Here is a 22,308-nt window from a genome sequence, read left to right as displayed (position 1 = left end):
TTGTTGAAACAAGCGTTCGTTTTTCCGCCCCGAACTAAAGTTACGGGGCTACCAAACTTTCGTCTTTTTTTCGTGTGCTGCCCACCACCCCCTAGGCATACAGACGATTTGTAGGGTGGGCAATGCCCACCCTACTGCTACAAAAGTAGCAACGCTTTATAAGCTATAAAGCTTACTTGACGCTCACTTTAGCGCCTGCATCTTCAAGCTGCTTCTTGGCATCTTCTGCCGCATCTTTGGCAACCGCTTCTTTGATGGGCTTGGGTGCAGATTCCACCATTTCTTTGGCTTCTTTGAGGCCCAATCCGGTCAAAGTCCGAACCACTTTGAGGATAGCAATCTTCTTGTCGCCGGGAACTTCTTCGAGAATGACGTCAAATTCGGTTTTCTCTTCTTCTTCTTCTGCCGCCGCAGCCCCAGCCGCACCAGGAGGCATCATCATCATGCCACCTGCCGGCGCAGCAGCACTCACGTCGAAGGTTTCTTCGATTTGCTTGACCAGTTCGGAAGCTTCCAGCAGGGTCAGAGATTTTAACTTTTCGAGAATTTCGTCAGTTGCAGCAGACATGGATTGACTCCTATTATTTTAAGGTTAGTAAGCAATCAAACGTGAAATGGGTTGACGATTCGTTACGGATTGCGAACGAATCGCGACGCGATCGGGTGAATATCTAGGCAGCTTGCTCTTCTTCTTGCGGGCTGCCTTCTTTTTCGGCGTAAGCGTTGAGACCCCGGGCAATCGAAGTGGGAACTTCGTTGATACCCACGGCAACTTTGGAGGTCACCGCCTGGATGGTACCGGCAATTTGAGCGATGAGTTCTTCCTTGGAGGGCAATTCACCGATCGCCTTGACTTCATCTTCGCTCAGCACCCGCCCTTCCATAACGCCACCGCGAAGTTGGGTTTTTTTGGTGGCTTTTTGGAAGGCTTGGTATGCCTTGATGGCACCGCTGAGATCGTCTTTGACGAACAGAAATGCAGAAGAGTCCTTGAGGAATTCTTGGATGGGTTTCCACTGCTCGTCTTCCTCAACAGCCCGTCGCATGAGGGTATTTTTGGTGACTTTACAAATGGCTCCCGATTCGCGCAGACGATTTCGCAATTCGGAAATCTCGGCAACGGAGACCCCTTTGTAGTCGATGACGATTGTCATGTCGGTGTCACTCAATTTGTGTTTGAGTTCCTCGACGATCGCTTTTTTGTCTTCTAACGTTCTGCCCATAGGCTTTCACCTCCTTTACGGCTGGGGATGGAAACTGGGGTGCGATTGTAGATTGTAGATTGCTGATTGTTGGCAGACAATCTCTTATTCTACCTGAGGATCGCCAGTTGTCAAAATTTCCCTTGGATTGACCGAGTTCGAGTCCCTTGCCAATCAAAAACCCCGGCCATGCAGCCGGGGTCGCGCACCCACCGTGCCCCAGGCGATCGCAGGCGATCGCGGGGGCTTTACAGTGGGGAATTCATGCGGAACCTCGGCAGGGAAATTAAGCCAATCGGGTTGGCACCTGCTCTCTACGGCTACTGTGCTATTTAATTAGGCGAAGGGAAATGGGATTGACGAGTGGGTAGATTCTCTACGATCGCGCCAGATCCCGAATTGACCATTTGGATTTTAGGCCGCCTCGGTCATCTTAAAGTCGCGTAGCTGATTGACATCGACTTGAATCGAAGGTCCCATTGTGGACGACACAAAAACGCTGCGCCAGTAGCGGCCTTTCGCGCCGGAAGGACGGTTGCGATCGATCGTTTCTTGCAACGCCTTGAGGTTAGTCATCAAATCCTGTTCGGAAAAGGATACCTTACCGAAGAGGATATGAACGATTCCGGTGCGATCGGCACGGAATTCCAGTTTACCGGCTTTGAACTCGTTAATCGCTTGGGCGAGGTCAAATGTAACGGTGCCGCCTTTGGGAGAAGGCATCAGACCCCGTGGTCCGAGCAACTTCCCGAGTTTTGCCACCTGCGGCATCATATCCGGCGTTGCAATCAGCTTATCGAAATCCATCCGGCCTTGTTGGATTTCGTTAATCAGGTCTTCCGATCCTACCACATCGGCACCGCCGCTGGTGGCTTCCGTCACTTTTTCGCCTCGTGCGATAACAGCCACCCGCACTTCCTGGCCGGTGCCTTTCGGCAGAACCACCGTGGTCCGAAGCTGTTGGTCGGTGTACTTGGGATCGATCCCCAACCGAATGTGGGCTTCGGCGGATTCGGGAAATTTAGCTGTGGCGGTTTCTTTGAGAAGTTTAATCGCCTCTAGTGGTTCGTAGGGTCGCTCTTCGACCTTTTTTCTCAGTTCTTGTAATCTACGGGAGATTTTTTTTGGCATTGGTTTCTCCTGGGGTCGTTAGCGAGGCATATCCTCTGCCCCTTGAATGGGTCAAGTGGATGAGATTTGCGATCGCAGATGTTTTTCCATTGCGAAGCGATCGAATCTCAACTCAAGTGCAATAGGCGATCGCCTAGTCTGCGATCTTCACGCCCATATTGCGGGCCGTTCCTTCCACAATTCGCATTGCCGCCTCAATGTCGTTGGCATTGAGATCCGGCATTTTGGTTTCAGCGATTTCCTGAAGTTGAGCGCGGGTAATTTGCCCCACCTGATTGCGGTTCGGTTCGCCCGAACCTTTGTCAATTCCTGCGGCTTTTTTAATCAACACCGAGGCGGGAGGGGTTTTGAGAATGAAGGTAAAACTTCGGTCTTCATAGACGGAAATTTCTACCGGAATCACTAAACCAGCTTGGTCAGCGGTTTTGGCGTTATATTCTTTACAGAACATCATAATGTTCACGCCATGCTGACCGAGTGCCGGTCCGATCGGGGGTGCTGGGTTGGCTTTGCCCGCATTAATCGCCAACTTGATCACCGCAACTACTTTTTTTGCCATTTATTGTGTTAGCTGCTTCAACTGAGTTTGCGAACTTGATTGAATTCCAGTTCTACTGGCGTATCTCGTCCGAAAATAGACAAAAGCGCCTTGAGTTTACTGCGCTCTGGGCTGACTTCAATCACTTCGCCGTCAAAATCTTTGAACGGGCCGGATGTCACCTCAATTTTTTCTCCCGGTGCCAAGTGGGTTTTCACCACTGGCTCCGCTTCTTCCCGCTGCCTGAATATCCGTTCGACTTCCGAATAACTCAACGGCAGAGGTTTGACGTGTCCGCGTCCTCGTCCATAACGGCGTTTTTGTTCTGACCCCACAAAGTTAATCACATGAGGGGTATTTTTGACAACCTGCCAACTCTCATCATCCATTGCCATTTGGATGAGCACGTATCCAGGGAAAATCTTTTCATCCGTTTGATGCCTGCTGCCGTCTTTGCGAATTTTCACCGCAGAAGCCTGGGGAATTTCGATTTGCAAAATCCGGTCAGCAACATCCAGGGTTTGAATCCGCTGTTCTAAGGTCGCTTTCACCCGCTTTTCACAGCCGGAAGCCACCTGAACCGCATACCAGCGAGGTTTCGCCGGTTTTGATTCTCCTGAATCTTCTGAGTCTGACGGTTGAGATTTCTCTCTTGCGTCGTCCGATGCAAAAGTCATCCGAACACCTGTGTAGCTGCCCAACCAAAAAATTTATCGACCAAGTAAATTAAGCCGGCAAAGAGAGTCACCATCGAAAGTACGGCTAGCGATTCACTAATTAGCTGCTGCCGAGAAGGCCAAACGACCTTAGCCAGTTCTTCTTTTGTTTCCTGTAAAAACTTGGCGGGACTGAAACCGCTATCCGTTTGCTTCATTTCTGCTTCGTTTTTTTTGGCCACAATCGCTCTTTACTCCCCTAACTGTTCTCAACATTAGGCAGTTCTTTTTTGACAACAGCTAACTGTAGCGCCGTTCTATCCGCCAATCTACATCTTTTGGCGTCACTCGCCGCCCAGCTTAACTTGTATCTTGCTTTATCAATACTGTTTGAACCACCCAGACAATAATTCTACCCGAAAGTTACTCGATCGAGCGCTGAATTCACAGCATCAATACTTTCGGGTAGATGTTTTGGGAAGATGGTTCAGCGCGCCCTGGAGGACTTGAACCCCCGACATCAGGTTTTGGAGACCTGCGTTCTACCAACTGAACTAAGAGCGCACGGGCTGAATCACGCGCTTTTGCGACTCACCCTTTAGTATTGTAAGGCTTCCCTTGGCTTGGTGTCAACCCCCAGGATGCTTTTTTTTCAAATTAAATTTAAAGCGGACGGTCAAACCGTTGTTTGAGGCGGGTTGCCTTACCGACGCGATCGCGCAGATAGTACAGTTTGGCGCGCCGTGCTTTCCCGCGTCGAATCACTTTGATGCTCTCGATCCGAGGCGAGTGCAGCAGAAAGACCCGTTCCACGCCGACGCCTTGGAAAATCCGGCGCACGGTAATCGTGGCGTTAATCCCGCCATTTCGCATGGCAATCACGGTGCCTTCGTAGGGCTGGGTTCTTTCTTTGCCTCCTTCTCTAATTCTGACCCCGACTCTTACGGTGTCCCCTACATAGAGGGTAGGCAGATCGGATTTGAGTTGCTCCGCTTCAATCGAACGGATAATTTCGCTGGCGTGCATATCGGCTTTCCGTAGAAACTCACGAACTTTAACTATAGCGCGTCAGCCTCCCCCCCGTCTAGACTTTTTGCGGGAGTTTTGCGATTTGGCCGCTCCGCCTCCCGACCACAAGGAGCAAAAGCCTCTAGCCAAGCAGAATCCAGCTATTGCCCACCCACCATCCAATTTTCCCTTAATGCATGGTGTAACTGCGGCAAAATCGGCCAAAAATCATCCAATCCCTTGCCAATTGCGGCCTGCTGCCGCCAAAACGGGTAAAATTTCCTAGATCGAAAGCCTCCTGCCGCAATTCCTATGTTAAAATTTACTAACAGAATAGAGTTTCGCCTGAGAGGTAGCATCCAAAACGTTGGAACTGCTTGCGGGAACCGGATACCCTTGGCGTGGACTGTGGTATCTGGATATGCAATTGAAACGGAAACGGCATTGGGATCCGGCGCTTTCATCCTGGACGGATCGATGCGAAGCGCCGAGTACGAGCCGATCGACCTGTTCGTGGAGGCGGGCGAGTGGGTTTCGGATGGAATCTTGCGCTCAAAACGCCCAAGGTCTTGATTCAGGACGTCTGCCTGGGTCGATCGCTCGCAAACCCTAAAGAAATTTTGAAAATAAAACGCCATCCATCGGCGTTGCTACAAAAGCTGGATGTCTGGCTGTGGGGTCTGGATGAATTCAAGGTAACTCGCCTGAGAAATGGCACTGACTTGGTTTCACAGACAAACCCCTATTGAGGAGGCAACTGCGCTGAACTTGTGAAGCGACAGAAGGGTTGAACTCCTAGAGGGGTAGTCTTTGCGATGGGCGATCGCGGCAGAGATCGCCCGAGACACTCCCCACAGCCGCCTCTAAATTTCGCAATTGCAGATTGCATGTGCCCTTGAGGAGATTTCCTCAAAGGCATCTTTTGCCTATATTTAAACGTTTCGGAGTGTCAAAATGTCTCAACCGATCGGTCACAAGATCCACCCAACCCCCATTTCGGCTCAGGTGAGCGTTGTGGATTTGATTGATGGATACTTCACCGCCTACAACTCAGCGCGGTTGCGAGAAATCTGTCATTTGCTCAGCCAAAAAGTCATGCGCCCAGAAGTCACCGTGGGGCTGAGCCTCACCGGTGCGATGACCCCCACGGGGTTAGGCATGTCCGCGATCGCGCCGATGATGCGCGAAGGCTTTATCGACTACATCATCAGCACCGGTGCCAATCTCTACCACGATATTCATTACGGACTCGGACTCAACCTATACGCCGCCAACCCCTTTCTCGATGATGTGAAGCTGCGCGAAGAGGGGCAGGTGCGAATTTACGACATCATTTTCGATTACGACGTCTTGCTCGAAACCGACGCCTTCATCCGCCAAATTTTGCTTTCCGATGCCTTTCAAAAGCGGATGGGCACCGCCGAGTTTCACCATCTGCTCGGAAAATACATCTGGGAAATCGAGCAACAGCGCGGGGCGGAACATTCCTGCTTGCTCGCCACCGCCTATGAATGTGGGGTGCCGCTCTATACCTCTTCTCCGGGGGATAGTTCCATTGGGATGAACGTCGCCGCGATCGCCCTAGAAGAATCCAAACTGGTCATCGACCCCTCGATTGACGTGAACGAAACCGCCGCGATCGCCTATGCGGCCCGCGACAGCGCGTCCGACATTCCGGGCAAAAGTGCGGCGATCATCCTCGGCGGTGGCTCCCCGAAAAACTTCCTCCTGCAAACCCAGCCACACATTCACGAAGTCTTGGGTTTAGAAGAACGCGGACATGACTACTTCATCCAAATTACCGACGCCCGCCCGGATACTGGCGGGTTATCCGGTGCCACCCCCAGCGAAGCGGTGAGCTGGGGCAAAGTGGATCCCCACGAGCTGCCCAGTACCATCGTGTGCTACACCGACAGCACGATCGCCTTGCCGATTATCGCCGCTTATGTAATGAACCAGTGCCCCGCGCGTCCCCTGAAACGGCTTTACGATCGCCGTCAGGAAATGCTGACCAAATTACAGTTAGACTACCAACTCGCCCAAGCTAACAGCGGCGATCGCTCCGAGGCGAGTTCGGAAACGAGAAGCGCGCCGATCGCCACCTATCCGTGCGGAACCCCGATTCGCAACCCGCATGGCTAGCGCCTCGGTTCGGTAACGTTTAGAAACCGGGGAACGTTCAGCCAATCTGATGCCCGCGTCTTTTCCTCCCCGGGAAAAATTCCACCGCCAAACCTCCGGGTTCCCGCCACCCGGAGGTTTTCTGTTGTCCCCGCCGCGCCCAGGGAGTTTGACGGCAAATACACCCCCTCCATTTCGGTTTGCCGTCGGATGTACGCCCCGGCATTAACGTACATTTGATGAGATGAGAAAAACGCCCCACCGGGCGGCAAAAATTCCCAATCGGCGGCAAATACAACCCCCGAGTTCCGGTTTGCCACCATAATTTTCCAGACAAAGTTTGCCACCATTAAATTGAGGCGATCGAACAGCTCGATCGACACCAGGCAGTTTTCTCATGCGACGGCAACTACAACAACCCAGTTACGGTTTGCCACCATCAGTCAACCGGAGAAATCGCCTAAATTATAAATAGTCAAAACCGGAAAAACGAAACTAGGCTAACCCCACAGAACACTCCATCAAAAACACAAAACTAACCGCTTGTTATTGAAGGGTTTAGCATCAAAATTTCCAGTTAGACTTCACATTTGGTTGACTTGACCCACTGATTGAAAACCCAACAGAGTTTAGGGAGGAAACCCAATGAGAACGGCGATAGTTTTTGACCCCTTACGTGAGATAGAACAATGGCAGCGTCAAATGGAAAGCCGGTGGGAGGATTCAACCCAGGCGCGCCAGCCAATTTCCCACACTTATGCACAACCCAGAGACAGAGCGTGGAGACCGGCGATGGAATTTTGCGATCGCCCCGGGGAATTTCTCCTGCGCGTAGAACTCCCCGGAATAGAAAAGAAAGAACTCGACGTGCAAGTTAGCCGCACCAGAGTAGCGATCGCGGGACAACGGGATCCGAACCCAGAGCGCGCAGAACGATGCAACGTTCGATCCGAACTGCGCTACGGCAAATTCCATCGCGTGGTCGAGCTTCCCAAACCGGTGGTGAGCGATCGCGTCACCGCCGAATTGAAAAACGGCATTCTCACCTTAACCTTACCCAAATTAGAAGCGCAACAACCCAAAGTAGTAAAAGTCCAGGTTGCGGGAGCAGACAGCACACCGTCTCGAGAGACCCCGGTGGTGGATGCGACCCCGAAAGTGGAGCCGACGCCCGCACCGGAACCGGAAAACACCCCGGATCTGGAAGTAACAGAAGATTTGTGGGCCACCCCGGCATAGACCGCGATCGTCCGGAACGCATGTAGGCGGGAACGTCGCTCAGTGCAGACCACAGGGAGGGGCGAAATGGCCGGCGTAGGGGTTTCCTCCCGTGCTCTGTGCCCCCCACTGATAAGCCAATCGCGGTCATTTCTGGGCAAACCGTCCCTGTGGATGTTCGGTAAACACTCCTTCATCACAGAGCCGCCCGCCCACACTATAGAGATCGGTAGCCGTAAAAAATATTGAAGCTGGATCTACTGCATTCATGCAGTTGCGGGATAACCCAAAATAACCCGACCAAAACAAACCGAAAACCTTTCATTGTAGTAAATTGGAGCTAGAACAACCTTATGGGCAAAGTAGTTGGAATTGACTTAGGAACCACAAACTCTTGCGTTGCAGTTATGGAAGGGGGTAAACCCACCGTGATTGCCAATGCAGAAGGGTTTCGCACCACTCCCTCCGTAGTCGCCTACGCGAAAAATGGCGACCAATTGGTGGGACAAATCGCCAAGCGTCAAGCGGTGATGAACCCGGACAACACCTTTTATTCCGTGAAGCGGTTCATCGGACGTCGGGAAGACGAAGTAACTCACGAAACCACCGAAGTTTCCTACAAAGTCCTCAACGTTAACGGCAACGTCAAGCTAGACTGCCCCTCGCGCAGCAAGCAATTTGCCCCCGAAGAAATTTCCGCGCAAGTGCTGCGGAAACTGGTGGATGACGCCAGCACCTACCTGGGTGAAAAAGTCACTCAAGCCGTGATTACCGTTCCGGCTTACTTCAACGACTCGCAACGTCAAGCCACGAAAGACGCCGGGAAAATTGCGGGCATCGAAGTGCTGCGGATTATCAACGAACCGACAGCCGCTTCTCTGGCATATGGATTAGACAAGAAGAGCAACGAAACCATCTTGGTATTTGACTTAGGTGGCGGTACCTTTGACGTGTCTATCCTGGAAGTGGGCGACGGCGTGTTTGAAGTGCTCGCCACCTCTGGAGATACCCACTTGGGTGGGGATGACTTCGATAAGAAAATTGTGGATTACCTCGCCGAGGAATTCAAGAAAGCAGAAGGCATCGACCTGCGCAAAGATAAGCAAGCCTTACAAAGGTTGACCGAAGCGGCGGAAAAAGCCAAAATCGAGCTGTCTAGCGTCACCCAAGCGGAAATTAACCTGCCGTTTATCACCGCGACTCAAGAAGGTCCCAAGCACCTGGATCTGACCTTGACTCGGGCGAAGTTTGAAGAACTGACCGCTGACTTGATCGATCGCAGCCGCATTCCGGTGGAAAACGCCCTGCGCGATGCGAAGTTGGATAAGAGCGCGATCGATGAAGTGGTACTGGTGGGTGGTTCTACCCGGATTCCCGCTGTGAAAGATTTGGTGAAGCGGGTTCTGGGTAAAGACCCCAACCAAACCGTGAACCCGGATGAAGTGGTAGCCATTGGTGCCGCAATTCAAGCCGGTGTGCTGGCGGGTGAAGTGAAGGATATCCTGCTGCTTGACGTTACGCCCCTATCTCTGGGTGTGGAAACCCTCGGTGGCGTAATGACCAAGATTATCCCGCGCAACACCACGATTCCGACGAAGAAATCGGAAGTGTTCTCTACCGCTGTGGATGGTCAGACGAATGTGGAAATCCACGTTCTGCAAGGTGAGCGGGAAATGTCGAGCGATAACAAGAGCTTGGGAACTTTCCGTCTCGATGGCATTCCTCCCGCACCCCGTGGTGTGCCGCAAATTGAAGTAACCTTCGATATTGATGCAAATGGTATCCTGAATGTCCACGCGAAGGATAAGGGTACGGGTAAAGAACAGTCGATCAGTATCACTGGTGCTTCTACGCTTCCGAGCGATGAAGTCGATCGCATGGTGAAGGACGCGCAAGCCAATGCAGAGCAAGATAAGGAACGCCGCGAGAAAATCGATGTGAAGAACCAAGCGGATTCCTTGGCTTACCAAGCTGAGAAGCAAATGTCTGAGCTGGGCGATAAGGTGCCGGCTGATGAGAAGACGAAGGTGGAAGGCTTGATTTCTGACCTGCGCGAGGCGATTAATCAGGACGATTTGGATCGCATGAAGACCGTGATGAGCGATCTGCAACAAACCCTGTACACGATCGGCAGCAATATCTACCAAGAATCTGGTGGTGCTGAAGCCGGCGCAGGTGCTGCCCCGGGCGCAGGTGCCCCAGGCGCAGGTGAGGAGCAATCTTCCGGTGGCGGCGGTTCCGATGAAGATGTGATCGACGCTGAGTTCTCGGAAACCAAGTAGTCTGGATAAATTGCAGGTGAGCGATCGCGCCCTTTGATGCCTGTGTCGCTCGCCACTCCCTGAATCGACCCTCATCTCAGAGGCGAAACAGAGGAAAGCTCGCTCTCTCTCGGCGGGCTTTCTCCCATAGTATCCGACTCTAAACCGGATTTGGTACCTTACCAAATCCGGTTTGGTTATATATGTCTGGTTGGTTCTCAAAAAATCTGCCCGATACAGTGTCGGCGAAACGCTTCAAATCAGTTCCCATTCTTCTTTTAATAATGCCAGAAAGGTGGCATAACCGGGAGAAAATCCGGGCGGATCGGGCTTGATATATTCCGGGAATTCTCTGTACGATCGCCACTCGGCATCGCTTTCACGACGCAGATGCAAAGCATCTGTGGTTTTGCCATTGGGTTTCCATGTCATTTGACCTGTTTGTGCCTCTGTCATCGTTAGTTCCTCACGCTCGATTTTCGGTTTTTATGGTGACGGGTTTACAGGTTTTGGGGAAAACGCTGCTGCAATTGTCTGGGGGTTCCGAATGCGCCACACCGCTATAGTCTGCCTACCCTAACTCATTGTTTTACAGCTCTTTTTCCGGACAGCATCTTACACAACTTTCCATTGCTGTCTCAGTAAAGAGACGAAGGTCTTATATCCTTGGGAATTGCCTGGGGAGTCGGGAATGACATACTGGGGAAATTCTTTGTAAGAGCGCCAGCGATCGTGGGGGGAGAGCCGCAAATACAAGGTTCGCCCCATTACTCCATCGGGTTTCCAAGTCATCTCTCCTCGGATAGATTCTCTCATCGTTATTCCTCCTTATTCCATCAATGATTTTTGCCCACAAAGATAGTTTATTATGACAAACTCTGGGGAAACCGTTCGTTACCGGTGATACGAGACAACAATTAAGAGCGGAAAAAATGACACCAAAAAGGTTTGAGGGAACAGACAGATTCCCTTGACCTCGGGTTTCCCACTCCGGCTAAGCTGGCGCGTCATTGGCACGGGAAAGCGTGGGAATTCCTTCGGCACCGAGAGGCTTGCACTCCGGAAAAAATTGCTAAATTTTGTTAAAAATCGAGCGGTTTCTATCTTTGGGTAGAGGAATTGGGGAGCGATCGCGCGCGACAATGAAGCATTAAAGTCAATTTAGCACGGATAATGTAGCAAAACTATGACCTATCCACCTCCACCTTGGAACCTGAGCGGACATGCCGTACAAACCCTCCATCTCATCGATACCCATCGGGTGCGATCGCGCGTACCCGCTACCCTGGACATTGTGGAAATTTGGCCGGGTAAAACCGTAGGTGGGGTGTACCTCGCCGAATATGGAGGGGACTCGATATTGCAGTACAACGAGTTAATCGTGTTGGGGGCAATCGTTCGCTATGGCATAGAAGTGGGCAGTTGGATTTCTCACATTTATGTGGATAATCCGGATTCCGTAGAGGGGGGTCGCGGCATCTGGGGTTTGCCGAAAGAAATGGCAGAATTTACTTGGGAGAAGGGAACTCGCGATCGCGTGAGGGTTTCGCAAGGCGATCGGCACTTGTGCAGTCTCGACTACAACCCCAATACTTTCCGCCTACCCCTGCCATTTTCGATCCCAAATTTCAGTCTGTTAGAATCCGAATTACTGTTATTTCCCGGTAAGTTTAAATCGAACCTCGGTTTGGTAGATGCTACATTGCAGGTGCCGCCAGAAAGCCCGTTTTCTGAGTTAAAGTTAGAACAACCGGGCTTTAGCCTTTCTTGTGAAGATTTACACTTGCTAGCGGGTCAGCCGAAAGTGGTGGGAGAAGTGGTCAGAGAGCGAATTTTTTCTCATCAATAATTCCGAGGGCGCAAATTGCATTGGCAAGAGTTAACGGAATGGGCAGTAAATATCTTTGGGAAGCAAAGGGAGGCGATCGCCGATTTAAACCCCTATGGTGCAGAGACGCGCCTCAATTTAACCCAAGCCAATTTGCCATTAAACGGGGCTTGCAGTTGGATGCCAAGCTGATAGCTAACCGCGATGATAGCAAATCTATGCGGGCAGTCAATCCTCCCATCGAACGATAGAGAACTATTGATAATTCCCCTAATTTTAGCCGATAAAGAACACCGGTATTTATAAGTAAAGCGCCGGGAAGCGAGGGAGAAAAACACCCCCTTGTCTAGGAGATGAGAAAGGCAGAGCAAAGCAGCGCCGCAGTCTGCGGAAGGGGAGGAAAGGGACTGGGAGGAAGAAGAGTAACCCAGACGGCGGATGGGGGCGGAAATGACAGTGATTAGTGGGAGAGTTGGGGGAGAGGGTCGGGAAAGGGAAAGGAGTGGCGTAATGTGGTAGTTAACCGAGCGCGATCGCGTACACTAAATTTTGAGATAATTGTCACCCTGTCTGTAAATAAGGAAAAAGCGATGCGACTGTCACAAATGCTGTTTGTCACCCTGCGAGAAGATCCGGCGGAAGCGGAGATACCCAGTCATAAGCTGTTACTGCGCGCCGGTTACATCCGTCGTATCGCCAGCGGGGTTTATGCCTACTTGCCATTGATGTGGCGGGTGCTCAAGAAAGTCTCGCAAATCGTGCGCGAGGAAATGGACGCCACGGGTGCCCAAGAGTGCATGTTGCCACAATTGCAACCCTCGGAGTTATGGCAAGAGTCCGGGCGCTGGGATACCTACACGAAAGCGGAAGGGATTATGTTTGCCCTCAGCGATCGCCAACAGCGACAGATGGGTCTCGGACCGACCCATGAAGAGGTGATTACCACTCTCTCGCGGGAGACGATCCGCTCTTACCGTCAATTGCCTTTGCATCTGTACCAAATTCAAACCAAATTCCGCGATGAAATTCGCCCGCGCTTTGGACTCATGCGCGGACGAGAATTTATTATGAAGGATGGTTACTCCTTCCATCCCCACGAGGAAAGCTTGCAAAAAACCTATGACGAGATGGACCGCGCCTATCGCAATATGCTGCGGCGTTGTGGGTTAGAATTTAGAGCGGTAGAGGCAGATTCCGGGGCGATCGGCGGTGCAGCATCTCAGGAATTTATGATATTGGCGGAAGCGGGTGAAGATGAAGTGCTTTACACTGAAGATGGCCAATATGCAGCGAATGTAGAAAAAGCCGTTTCGTTACCGCCGGATGCAGAACCTTCGGCATTTTCGGAATACGAAAAACGGGAAACGCCGAATACGGAAACCATCGAAAATCTCTGCCAATACTTGCACTGTTCGCCGACTCAAGTGGTGAAAAACCTGCTTTATCGTGCGGTTTACGATACTGGTAAAGTGGTGCTGGTGCTGGTGAGCATTCGCGGCGATCGCGATGTCAATCAGGTGAAGCTGCAAAACGAACTGACCGGATTAGCCACCGCTTTCGATGCCACAGCGGTGATTTCCCTCGATGTTCCTTCGGCAGAAATGCAGCAAAAATTAACCAAACAGCCCCTACCTTTGGGGTATATCGGTCCGGATTTGCTCGACGATTATATTGCATCGGCAGAAAATTTGCAACCGGAGTTTTTGCGATTGGCCGATCGCACGGTGGTGGAGTTAAAAAATTTCGTCACTGGGGCGAATGAAATTGGCTATCACGTGGTGGGTGCGAATTGGGGCGAACACTTTAAACTCAGCGATCGCGTGGTGGATCTGCAAAAAGCTCAAGCGGGCGATCGCGCGGTTCACGACCCGACTCAACGCCTGCAAACCGCTCGAGGTATCGAAGTCGGCCATATTTTCCAACTCGGTACCAAATATTCTCGCGCGATGGGCGCGACTTACACCAACGAACAAGGAGAAGAATTACCCCTTGTCATGGGATGTTATGGAATCGGCGTGTCTCGCTTAGCTCAAGCGGCGGTGGAGCAATCTTACGATAAAGATGGCATCATTTGGCCCGTGGCGATCGCTCCCTATCACGCCATTATCACTATTCCCAAAATGTCGGACAAACAACAAGTGGAAGTGGCGGAAAATCTTTACCGTCAGCTCAATGAAATGGGCATCGAAACCCTGTTGGATGACCGAGAAGAACGCGCCGGAGTGAAGTTTAAAGATGCCGATTTGATTGGCATTCCCTATCGAATTGTCCCCGGGCGATCGCTGAAAGAAGGTAAAGTGGAACTGGTAGACCGCGCCACGAAAAAATCCCAAAATCTGGCGATCGATGAAGTTCCTTCTACCTTAAAACAGTGGATAGAATGGGTTACTAACAAATAACCCCTCCCCATCCAAACCGGCCCGCACCCTTCTCGGGGCGGGCTATACAATAGTCATTGGTCATTGGTCACTGGTCATTGGTCATTGGTCACTGGTCACTGGTCATTGGTCATTGGTCATTGGTCACTGGTCACTGGTCATTGGTATGCCACAAAGGACAAATGACAAATGACAAAGGACAAAGGACAAAGGACAAATGACAAATGACAAAGGACAAATGACAAATGACAAAGGACAAATGATAAATGGAATTTCTCACGTATTTTCTTTCCAGTCTGCTAACCTTGATTTCGCCTGGGGGAGTCGCTTTAGATACGGTGGCGGAAAATAATCTGCGCGATCGCCTGTATGAGGCGGAACAGTTGCAAGTCCGCATCGATAACACTCCCAGCTATCAACTGGTGCGCGGGGAAGTCGATCGCCTGCGAATTGCGGGGAGAGGCTTATATCTGATGCCCGAGGTGCGGCTGGATACCCTGGAAGTGGAAACCGATCGGATTGCGGTGAATCCCGGTGGCTTGGAGCTCGCCAGAGAGGAACCGCAGGCGGCGTTGCAGGAACCGCTACAGGCGGGGGTGCGGGCGATTCTCACCGAGGCAGATATCAATCGTGCTTTGCGATCGCCCCAGGTGTACAATGACTTGCAAAGTCTGGCATTAGAGTTGTTTGATTCCCTCCTCCTGCAACAACTCGCCTATCGCTATCGCTTAGTCGATCCGCAAGTGGAATTGCTCGGCGATCGCCGGGTGAGATTCCAGACGCAAATTGCGGAACGGGGGTATTCCGATCGCCTAACCCTGACGGTAGAAACCGGGGTGAAGGTGGTAGAAGGGCGACAGTTGCAGTTGGTCGATCCAGCGGTACGGATTAACGATAAACCTGCCCCTTGGCAGCTAGTGAGAGGCTTAACTGCACTGGCGAGGGAGTTTAATCTGGCAAGATTGGAACCCTTGGGGGTGCGATCGCGAGTTTTGCACTTCCACCTGACTCCGGAAGCCGTGGAAATGGCGCTTTTTGTGCGAATCGAATCGCGATCGGGCACAGCAGGAGAGGTGAGAGATTGAAAGACCACCTCAGCAAGCCAAGGGAACCTACGGGGACTAATGCGGTGGGTCAACCCAGCCTATCATTGTTCCGGAGAGGAGATTATCGGGGGCTGGTGGGAACCTGGAGGGGTTTACCGTTGGTGTCATACACCAGGATATCCCACTGACCGTTGGCGCTCGATTCAAAGGCGACGGTAGTGCCATCGGCGCTAATAGTCGGGTTGCGGACTTGCGCTTGCAGGTTATCGGTGAGGTTTCGCAGTTGGCGGGTTTCGCGGTTGTAAAGGTAGATATCGGTTTCACCGTTTTGAGTGCCGGTAAAGACGATATAGCGTCCGTCTTGGGAGATAGCGGGATGTGAGGCGATCGCATCCAATCGATTTAAGCCGGGAATATCCACCAAGCGGCGATTTTTGCCATCAAACAAATACACGTCCTGACGCCCTTGGCGATCGGAGACAAACACCACATAGCGTCCGGCAATATGAGGGGTTAATTCATCTGCGGGACTGTTTAAACTGCGACCTCCGGGATCGAAAGGAAAATTCATCAAGCGGGGATAGTTGGTGCAGCCACAGAGCAGACTCACCAGAGAAATTATCGGAATAAATCGCGATCGCTTCACGGTATTATCGAGCAGAAAAGAGCAAGAAAAGCAAACTTATCGAAGATTTTAAGGAGCCAAAAAAGAAGGGGTACCCGGGACGCCATCGAGGCGGTCTAATTCGATATTTGGTCCTCGGTCGAGGACTTCAATATCCCACTGACCGCGATTGCCACTTTCAAAGACCACATAACGACCGTCGGGGCTAATTTGGGGATTTCGCAACCAGCCTTGATAAGCTTGGTAAAGAACCTGGGAACCGCGCGTGATGCGATCGTAGATCGCCAAAGCGGGTCGCCCTTGGTTGGCACTGAGGTAGACGATATAGCGGGCGGTATTGCTGACGCTGGGACTTTCGGCGATCGCCTCGGTGCGATTCAAGCGGGGTAACTCCACAAACTGTCGCTGCTGCATATCGTACAGCCAAATATTGCGGCTGCCATTGCGATTGGACACAAATGCCAGAAAGCGACCATTTGCACTCAACGCCGGCTGTTCGTCGGTGTAGCGACTGTTAATCGAAGCCGGGCCGAGGGGAACCGTGGTGGGGGTACAAGCCACCAAGATGCTGCCCAGAGTTAAGCCAAAGCCCAGGGCCATCCACTGGCGAATGAACCTCAAGGGAGGGAATCGGTTCGGCGTAGGGTTGCTTGCTTGTCCGCTGTGGAGCGCCATACCATAAAACCGTAAATTTGTCAATCATAAATCAGAAATTTTTTTTGAGTGGCAACTGCCCTCTCGATGCTGATGGCGGGGGGAATAAAGGAGAGACGCGGTTTGCATCGCGTCTCTACAAGAACTCGCCCCTACACAGACCCTTGTTCGGCGAGGGGGGAAGCCGGACCTAAGGGCGATCGCGTCAATTGCGAGGCCCTCGGGTTGCATCCCGCTTTAATAAGTATCGTCGAAATGGCCGCTATTATCTTGTTCTTCCTCATCATTATCATTATGATTCGAGGAATCGAGGGGTTGATAATCCACATAATCCGTCGGGGTAGGTTCTTCTTCTTCTTCCGGACGGGGCCGACGGCGAGGCTGTTCTTCTGGCGGTCGCGGTCTGCTGGAAGCTCTCGATCCGCTGGGCGGTCGGCGAACGGTGCGAGAGGAACTGCGACGCGGGGGTCTTTCCTCAGTATCCACCGATGCGTCCCATTCATCATATTGACTGCTGCGCGAGGGGCGTTCCGGCGATCGCGGACGGCGCACCCGGGTACTGCTGCTTCTCGAGGGACTACTGCGGCGAGAAGGGGGACGTCTTGGGGTTGGCGCTTCATCGCCATAATAAGGATTGCGTCCCGATCGCGGATCTTGCCGTCCGGTGATGCGGCGTCTGAGTGCGCTTTCGTCATAGGGTTCGATTTCATCGAGTTCCGCATCCACGCGATACACGTTGCTCACCGGGCGTTCTTCATCCACAATTTTAGCCGACTGCCGTTTGGCCTGGGCCGTGGTTACGCCGCGCAACCGAATATTATCAAACGCAAAATAGATTGCCGATCCTCCCAGGAGAATCTGGCCGAATTGCATAATGGGGTCGAACCGCCATCCATAGAAAAATAGAATTCCGCCGCAGAGCAACCCGACTGCTGCAAAAAACAGATCCGTATCCCGGGACAATTCGGGACGCCAAGACCTGATCGCATACAGCATCGCTCCGCCGATCGCGATCGCGATTCCCACTATACTCGCTAAATTGAGACTAAAATTAACCATCGCCTCTCTCCTTTTCCTGTACTATGTTAGCGAGTATCCACCTCAAGCTGACAAGGAGCTTTCTTAACTCAACCCGCAGACACCCTGTGTGCCTCAATTCCGGGGTTTCCCGACCCCGAGGGTGAAAACCCCTCGACACCCGAACCAATGTGGTTGTGGGTGGAGTTGGTCGGTCTGGGGTCGCTTAGGGGATTGAGCGATTTCGCCACCCGTCGGCCCCAATGGCACAGTTTCCAAGTCTTGCTTTTTCATAAAATTTTCCGCTAACGAGAAAACCTCAGCTAAAGGCCTCGGGCGACCCCCATGTGGGGCACCCCGTCGCTTTAGCTGAGGCTTCCGGTTGTTTCGTCTCGGTTAAGAACGACGCACTTTATCTTTCTGGCTGATGAAGATCAAGGCACCGGTGATGGGGATGACCACGATGATAGCGCCCCAAAACAGGCTCCAAAAAAAGTTGGCGAGAGATGGCGTCATAGCTGCTGGTTCCTTATAACAGAATTTACATTATCTTAATTTTATTAAACCTTTACCTGGTTGAGAAGTCTAGTGTTTTCGCGGCAAAATGAATCCGAGGCTGGGGAAAAGCGCAGTGGGCTGGGGGAAAGCGGATTTAAGGTAGGAAGCGGACAGGGGCGCGATCGCCCATTTCAGGGAGTTGGGGGAGAAAAATCCACCTGGGGCGATGGGCGGCGGGAGATTGAAATAAAATAGAAACTGCCGTTCGTAACAAAACGTTAAGTTTTGCTCATTATGACACCTGTAGCGATCGCCGCTTGGATCCTCGGACCGGTCTTAGTCGTGATGACGTTATTGTTTATCTTCCGCATCATCCTGACCTGGTATCCCCAAGTGGAACTGACTAAATTTCCCTGGAATCTGGTCGCCGTTCCCACGGAACCGTTTTTGGCACCCACCCGCCACATCGTCCCCCCCATCGGCGGCGTAGACATTACCCCGATTATCTGGGTGGGCATTGTCAGTTTGGTGCGCGAAATCCTCCTGGGTCAGCAAGGATTGTTGACCATGATGATGCACTAACACCGCCTACAGGGGAAACATGGCCCGGTCAATTTCCCCGGTTTAACGGCGGATTTATTCCGATTTGGCCATTAACTGTTCCACGAAGTTGGTGTAAACGTCACCCTTGACGAAGTGGGGAGTTTCGAGGATTTTTTGATGGAAGCCAATGGTGGTGGGTACGCCGGTGATGGCACATTCGCGCAGTGCCCGTTTCATGCGCTTGATTGCGGCGGCGCGATCGCTTCCCCAAACGATTAGCTTGCCGATTAAAGAGTCGTAATAGGGGGGAATTTCGTAGTCGGTGTACACGTGGGAATCCATCCGCACCCCAGGACCGCCCGGGGGCAAGAAGGCGGTAATCCGTCCCGGACCGGGGCGAAAATTGCGATCGGGGTCTTCCGCATTGATCCGACATTCGATCGCGTGACCGCGCAGTTGCACTTGCCCTTGGGTGAGGCTGAGTTTTTCCCCCTGAGCGACGCGAAGCTGTTCGGCGATCAGATCCAAGCCAGTAACCATTTCCGTCACCGGGTGTTCCACTTGAATCCGGGTGTTCATTTCCATGAAATAAAAATTCCCGTCGCGATCGAGGAGGAATTCCACCGTACCCGCCCCGGCGTAGTTAATCGATCGCGCGGCTTTCACCGCCGCCTGACCCATTTTTTGGCGCAATTTCGGCGTCAGGGCAGGACTGGGGGCTTCTTCGAGCAGTTTTTGGTGGCGGCGCTGAATCGAGCATTCCCGTTCCCCGAGGTGGATGACATTGCCGTAATTATCGGCCATAATTTGGAACTCGATGTGGCGCGGGCGTTCGATAAATTTTTCCAAATAAACCCCGGGATTGCCAAATGCGGCTTCCGCTTCTCCCTGGGCGGCGGCGAACAGTTTGGGTAGTTCGCTTTCGCTGCGAACTAGGCGCATTCCGCGTCCCCCTCCCCCTGCAGTGGCTTTGATGATGACCGGATAGCCGATTTTGTTGGCGATCGCCCGCGCTTCGCTTTCGTGGGTAATTAATCCGTGACTGCCCGGAACTGTGGGAACTCCCGCCCGTTGCATGGTCTCCTTCGCCGTGGATTTATCCCCCATCGCCCGAATCGCTTCTGGGGTCGGCCCGATAAAGCTGATTTGATGGTCGGCGCAGATTTCCGCAAACCGCGCATTTTCCGCCAGAAATCCATACCCGGGGTGAATGGCGGTGGCATTCAGGGTCAGGGCCGCTGAAATAATATTCGGAATGTTGAGATAGCTTTTGGCACTCGGGGCCTCGCCGATGCACACTACTTCATCCGCCAGTTGCACGTGCAGGGCGTGGCGGTCTATGGTCGAGTGAACCGCAACAGTGGCAATCCCCATCTCCTCGCAGGTACGGAGAATCCGAAGGGCGATTTCGCCTCGATTGGCAATCAGAATTTTGGAGAATTGCATAGGGCCTGCTGTTGCTTAAACTCGTAAAATCACTATTTTTATGAGCGCCGAATCCCCGAGGGGTTCCGCTTTCAGTGGCATTGAGATGTCCGACTCATCATCCTATCATGTCGGAGGTATCACGGGGGGAAAATCTCGATCTCTAACTCCTTAAAATATTGAGTCTGCAGGAGGGTTGAAAAAATTTTTTGCCAAACTCGATCCAAACCGGGAAAAGTATGGTAAACTAATTTCAGATAGGTTAAAATAGTCTATTGCCTGCGGATGTGGCGGAATTGGTATACGCGCACGCTTGAGGGGCGTGTGGCCTAGCCTTGCGAGTTCGAGTCTCGCCATCCGCATTAAAGCAAAAGGGGTGACAGGGATGCTGTCACCCCTTTTGCTTTGGGTTTTTATCGGTTTGACAACCACATTGCGGATTAGACCCTTTGGGGCGATCGCCTAGGAACCAAACAAAGAAAATTTTTCTTGACAAAATACAATCCCTCGGTTAGCTTAGTGAAAAATAAAATACATGGGTTTCCTTTTCCCCATTCTAGCCAAGCAAAAATTTAGGGCAACAGGGGGATTTTCGAGGGGCAACCCCTCGGGTTTTGCTGACGGAGACACCCATGTTTTTATTGTGACAATGCATGGCAATTTGGGGGAAAACTCCGAGAAGATTGCTGGCAAAAAAACGGTTAACTAGGCAAATTGTTCTCCAGGGATAGGAAAAGAATGAAGAAGGTAGAAACCATTAAAATCTGTGACTTAAGAATTCACGAACATCATCTCGAAATTATCTATAGTGCAGACGACTTTAAATTTGCCACAAAAATCTATTATGAAGACCTCTCGTTCTCCATGCTGCAAGAGAGATATTCCCAGGGGGCGATCGCGAAAATAGCAGCCCATATTGCCTTGTTTGAAGGCATGAAACTCTGTTCTCTCTTTCCGAAGTATTACGATGTCTCGGTTATTGCTGAGGGGTTGGCAAAACCAGTGGTAGAACTGTTTGCCAAAATCTATCAAGGAGTGTTCGCCCAACATTGGTATGAGAATCATGTCACCGATTATCTGGGGCCAGAAATTATCTCTCCAGGAACCTTTTTACCCGAAAGCAATCCCATTGCAATTGCGGGGGAGAATCGCACTGTACTGGCGGGTTGTGGAGGTGGCAAAGATAGTATTGTCGCTCTCAAACTATTGCAAGAGGCAAACATTCCTTACGCCTCCATGCAATACTCTCATAGCGTTTATGGCAAATCCGATTTCCAACATCAGTTAATTTCCGGGGTATTAGAATGCGTTAATCCCATCTGCCAACATAAAATCTCGGTTTACGATGACTTTGTGGAAGATCCGTTTTTGAAACTCTATTTTCCAGACAATTCCGGAATTACAGTTCCAGAAACGCCGGTGTCGGTTTTTGAGGCCCTACCGCTCATCCTGCATGGCGGATATCGGTATTTGGCATTAGCTCACGAAAAAAGTGCCAATACGGGGAATTTATTTTGGGATAAATTAGGTCTAGAAGTGAATCATCAATGGGGGAAAGGGTATGAAGCGGAAACCCTGCTGAATAAATTTATTCAAACCTCTCTGGTTGCCGATTTTACTTACTTTGGGATTTTACAGTCGATTTACGATTTTCGGATTTTCAAACATTTCGCTAAATATCCGGAAGTGCTGCCAAAAGTTCATTCCTGCAACATCAAAAAGCCTTGGTGCAAAAAATGTCCTAAGTGTGCCTATGTTTGGCTGGGATTAATGGCTTTTTGCGAGTCGGAAGCAGTGGATGCCGTATTTGGCGAGAATTTATTTGACGATGGGGACTTGTTGCCGATTTTTAGGCAAATGCTGGGGTTAGAAAATCAAACGCCGTTTGAATGTATTGGCGAGATTGGCGAAAGTCGGTTGGCGATGAAAAAGTGTGTGGAGAAAGGGTTGTCGGGTCAAGCGGTAGAACTGTTCAAACGGGAGGTACTATGCGATCGCTCGATTGATTGGCAACAACTGGAACAACAATACGATGGGGTTTACCATACGGAACATGCCATCCCCGATTGGATATTTAGCCAAATTAAGGACAAACTTTAGAGCATCTTCAGTAGCAGTTAGAAACCGGGTTAATTCGCAGACCATTGAGCGACAATCGA

At 51.4% G+C, this 22,308-nt stretch carries 27 protein-coding genes, 2 tRNA genes and 1 other annotated feature; of the genes, 13 read left to right on the top strand and 16 right to left on the bottom strand.

Annotated features, from left to right (window positions below):
- Positions 1–172: 172 nt before the first annotated feature.
- Entirely contained in the window at positions 173–568 is a 396-nt protein-coding gene (rplL, locus tag LKK83_RS24360) for a 50S ribosomal protein L7/L12 (RefSeq protein ID WP_324634011.1), read from the bottom strand.
- A gap of 103 nt (positions 569–671) precedes the next feature.
- Entirely contained in the window at positions 672–1,223 is a 552-nt protein-coding gene (gene rplJ, locus LKK83_RS24355; RefSeq protein WP_324634010.1) for a 50S ribosomal protein L10, read from the bottom strand.
- 145 nt (positions 1,224–1,368) lie between these two features.
- Positions 1,369–1,540, bottom strand: a sequence feature (ribosomal protein L10 leader region).
- Here rplJ and LKK83_RS24350 point away from each other — a divergent pair.
- On the top strand, positions 1,392–1,538 hold the full coding sequence (locus LKK83_RS24350) for a hypothetical protein (RefSeq protein ID WP_324634009.1): 147 nt from the start codon (positions 1,392–1,394) through the stop codon (positions 1,536–1,538). It overlaps the preceding feature by 147 nt.
- Positions 1,541–1,616: 76 nt before the next feature.
- Here LKK83_RS24350 and rplA read toward each other — a convergent pair.
- From rplA to rplS, 6 genes are all read right to left on the bottom strand, one after another.
- Positions 1,617–2,333 (bottom strand): 50S ribosomal protein L1, encoded by a 717-nt coding sequence (gene rplA, locus LKK83_RS24345; protein ID WP_324634008.1) that lies wholly within the window; start codon positions 2,331–2,333, stop codon positions 1,617–1,619.
- Between the two features lie 133 nt (positions 2,334–2,466).
- Positions 2,467–2,892 (bottom strand): 50S ribosomal protein L11, encoded by a 426-nt coding sequence (gene rplK, locus LKK83_RS24340; RefSeq protein WP_324634007.1) that lies wholly within the window; start codon positions 2,890–2,892, stop codon positions 2,467–2,469.
- 17 nt (positions 2,893–2,909) lie between these two features.
- Positions 2,910–3,548, bottom strand: a complete 639-nt coding sequence (nusG, locus tag LKK83_RS24335; protein WP_324634005.1) for a transcription termination/antitermination protein NusG — start codon at positions 3,546–3,548, stop codon at positions 2,910–2,912.
- On the bottom strand, positions 3,545–3,769 hold the full coding sequence (gene secE / locus LKK83_RS24330; protein ID WP_324634004.1) for a preprotein translocase subunit SecE: 225 nt from the start codon (positions 3,767–3,769) through the stop codon (positions 3,545–3,547). The genes nusG and secE overlap by 4 nt, the downstream gene beginning before the upstream one ends.
- A 249-nt stretch (positions 3,770–4,018) precedes the next feature.
- Positions 4,019–4,091, bottom strand: a tRNA-Trp gene (locus LKK83_RS24325).
- Between the two features lie 99 nt (positions 4,092–4,190).
- Entirely contained in the window at positions 4,191–4,553 is a 363-nt protein-coding gene (gene rplS, locus LKK83_RS24320) for a 50S ribosomal protein L19 (RefSeq protein WP_324634003.1), read from the bottom strand.
- Positions 4,554–5,155: 602 nt separating this feature from the next.
- Here rplS and LKK83_RS24315 point away from each other — a divergent pair.
- Together LKK83_RS24315 and LKK83_RS24310 are read left to right on the top strand one after the other, a co-directional pair.
- Positions 5,156–5,284: a hypothetical protein gene (locus tag LKK83_RS24315; protein ID WP_324634002.1), complete on the top strand. Its 129-nt coding sequence runs from the start codon at positions 5,156–5,158 to the stop codon at positions 5,282–5,284.
- Between the two features lie 205 nt (positions 5,285–5,489).
- On the top strand, positions 5,490–6,677 hold the full coding sequence (locus tag LKK83_RS24310; protein ID WP_324634001.1) for a homospermidine biosynthesis protein: 1,188 nt from the start codon (positions 5,490–5,492) through the stop codon (positions 6,675–6,677).
- On the opposite strand, the gene LKK83_RS24305 is transcribed toward LKK83_RS24310, so the two are convergent.
- Positions 6,674–7,039: a hypothetical protein gene (locus LKK83_RS24305; RefSeq protein ID WP_324633999.1), complete on the bottom strand. Its 366-nt coding sequence runs from the start codon at positions 7,037–7,039 to the stop codon at positions 6,674–6,676. The two genes, LKK83_RS24310 and LKK83_RS24305, sit on opposite strands and share 4 nt — an antisense overlap.
- A gap of 262 nt (positions 7,040–7,301) precedes the next feature.
- Here LKK83_RS24305 and LKK83_RS24300 point away from each other — a divergent pair, with 262 nt between their 5' ends.
- Positions 7,302–7,895, top strand: a complete 594-nt coding sequence (locus LKK83_RS24300) for an Hsp20/alpha crystallin family protein (RefSeq protein ID WP_324633997.1) — start codon at positions 7,302–7,304, stop codon at positions 7,893–7,895.
- A gap of 332 nt (positions 7,896–8,227) precedes the next feature.
- The gene (gene dnaK, locus LKK83_RS24295) at positions 8,228–10,156 is read left to right on the top strand and encodes a molecular chaperone DnaK (protein WP_324633996.1); all 1,929 of its coding nucleotides are present in this window, start codon (positions 8,228–8,230) and stop codon (positions 10,154–10,156) included.
- Between the two features lie 234 nt (positions 10,157–10,390).
- Here the strand turns inward: dnaK and LKK83_RS24290 are convergent, their stop codons facing one another.
- Together LKK83_RS24290 and LKK83_RS24285 are read right to left on the bottom strand one after the other, a co-directional pair.
- Positions 10,391–10,591, bottom strand: a complete 201-nt coding sequence (locus LKK83_RS24290; RefSeq protein WP_324633995.1) for a hypothetical protein — start codon at positions 10,589–10,591, stop codon at positions 10,391–10,393.
- A 159-nt stretch (positions 10,592–10,750) separates the two neighbouring features.
- Positions 10,751–10,951: a hypothetical protein gene (locus LKK83_RS24285; RefSeq protein ID WP_324633994.1), complete on the bottom strand. Its 201-nt coding sequence runs from the start codon at positions 10,949–10,951 to the stop codon at positions 10,751–10,753.
- Positions 10,952–11,321: 370 nt separating this feature from the next.
- On the opposite strand from LKK83_RS24285, the gene LKK83_RS24280 reads away from it, so the two are divergent.
- From LKK83_RS24280 to LKK83_RS24265, 4 genes are all read left to right on the top strand, one after another.
- Positions 11,322–11,984 (top strand): acetoacetate decarboxylase family protein, encoded by a 663-nt coding sequence (locus tag LKK83_RS24280; RefSeq protein ID WP_324633993.1) that lies wholly within the window; start codon positions 11,322–11,324, stop codon positions 11,982–11,984.
- A 15-nt stretch (positions 11,985–11,999) separates the two neighbouring features.
- Positions 12,000–12,155: a hypothetical protein gene (locus LKK83_RS24275; protein WP_324633991.1), complete on the top strand. Its 156-nt coding sequence runs from the start codon at positions 12,000–12,002 to the stop codon at positions 12,153–12,155.
- Positions 12,156–12,553: 398 nt separating this feature from the next.
- Complete coding sequence (gene proS / locus LKK83_RS24270) at positions 12,554–14,362, top strand: proline--tRNA ligase (protein WP_324633990.1); 1,809 nt, start codon at positions 12,554–12,556, stop codon at positions 14,360–14,362.
- A 245-nt stretch (positions 14,363–14,607) separates the two neighbouring features.
- Entirely contained in the window at positions 14,608–15,426 is an 819-nt protein-coding gene (locus LKK83_RS24265; protein ID WP_324633989.1) for an LmeA family phospholipid-binding protein, read from the top strand.
- An 82-nt stretch (positions 15,427–15,508) separates the two neighbouring features.
- Here the strand turns inward: LKK83_RS24265 and LKK83_RS24260 are convergent, their stop codons facing one another.
- From LKK83_RS24260 to psbX, 4 genes are all read right to left on the bottom strand, one after another.
- Complete coding sequence (locus LKK83_RS24260) at positions 15,509–16,033, bottom strand: TolB family protein (RefSeq protein WP_324633988.1); 525 nt, start codon at positions 16,031–16,033, stop codon at positions 15,509–15,511.
- Positions 16,034–16,081: 48 nt separating this feature from the next.
- Positions 16,082–16,711 (bottom strand): TolB family protein, encoded by a 630-nt coding sequence (locus LKK83_RS24255; protein WP_324633987.1) that lies wholly within the window; start codon positions 16,709–16,711, stop codon positions 16,082–16,084.
- Positions 16,712–16,903: 192 nt separating this feature from the next.
- Entirely contained in the window at positions 16,904–17,725 is an 822-nt protein-coding gene (locus LKK83_RS24250; protein ID WP_324633986.1) for a Ycf66 family protein, read from the bottom strand.
- A gap of 354 nt (positions 17,726–18,079) precedes the next feature.
- Entirely contained in the window at positions 18,080–18,199 is a 120-nt protein-coding gene (psbX, locus tag LKK83_RS24245; protein ID WP_324633985.1) for a photosystem II reaction center X protein, read from the bottom strand.
- Between the two features lie 72 nt (positions 18,200–18,271).
- Between psbX and LKK83_RS24240 the strand changes: the two genes are divergently transcribed.
- Both LKK83_RS24240 and LKK83_RS24235 read left to right on the top strand, forming a co-directional pair.
- Entirely contained in the window at positions 18,272–18,436 is a 165-nt protein-coding gene (locus LKK83_RS24240) for a hypothetical protein (protein WP_324633984.1), read from the top strand.
- A gap of 39 nt (positions 18,437–18,475) precedes the next feature.
- Entirely contained in the window at positions 18,476–18,763 is a 288-nt protein-coding gene (locus LKK83_RS24235) for a YggT family protein (RefSeq protein WP_324633983.1), read from the top strand.
- Between the two features lie 54 nt (positions 18,764–18,817).
- Here LKK83_RS24235 and accC read toward each other — a convergent pair whose 3' ends face one another.
- Positions 18,818–20,170: an acetyl-CoA carboxylase biotin carboxylase subunit gene (gene accC / locus LKK83_RS24230; protein ID WP_324633981.1), complete on the bottom strand. Its 1,353-nt coding sequence runs from the start codon at positions 20,168–20,170 to the stop codon at positions 18,818–18,820.
- A gap of 260 nt (positions 20,171–20,430) precedes the next feature.
- Here accC and LKK83_RS24225 point away from each other — a divergent pair.
- A tRNA-Leu gene (locus LKK83_RS24225) sits at positions 20,431–20,511 on the top strand.
- Between the two features lie 376 nt (positions 20,512–20,887).
- Positions 20,888–22,249, top strand: coding sequence for a hypothetical protein (locus tag LKK83_RS24220; protein WP_324633980.1), 1,362 nt, complete (start codon positions 20,888–20,890; stop codon positions 22,247–22,249).
- Positions 22,250–22,308 lie beyond the last annotated feature (59 nt).

This window comes from Phormidium sp. CCY1219, from assembly GCF_035615515.1.
In the GTDB taxonomy this organism is placed as follows: Bacteria; Cyanobacteriota; Cyanobacteriia; order Cyanobacteriales; family Laspinemataceae; genus CCY1219.
The sequence above is the reverse complement of the archived record's forward strand: the minus strand, read 5'-3'. Positions and strand labels throughout refer to the sequence as shown.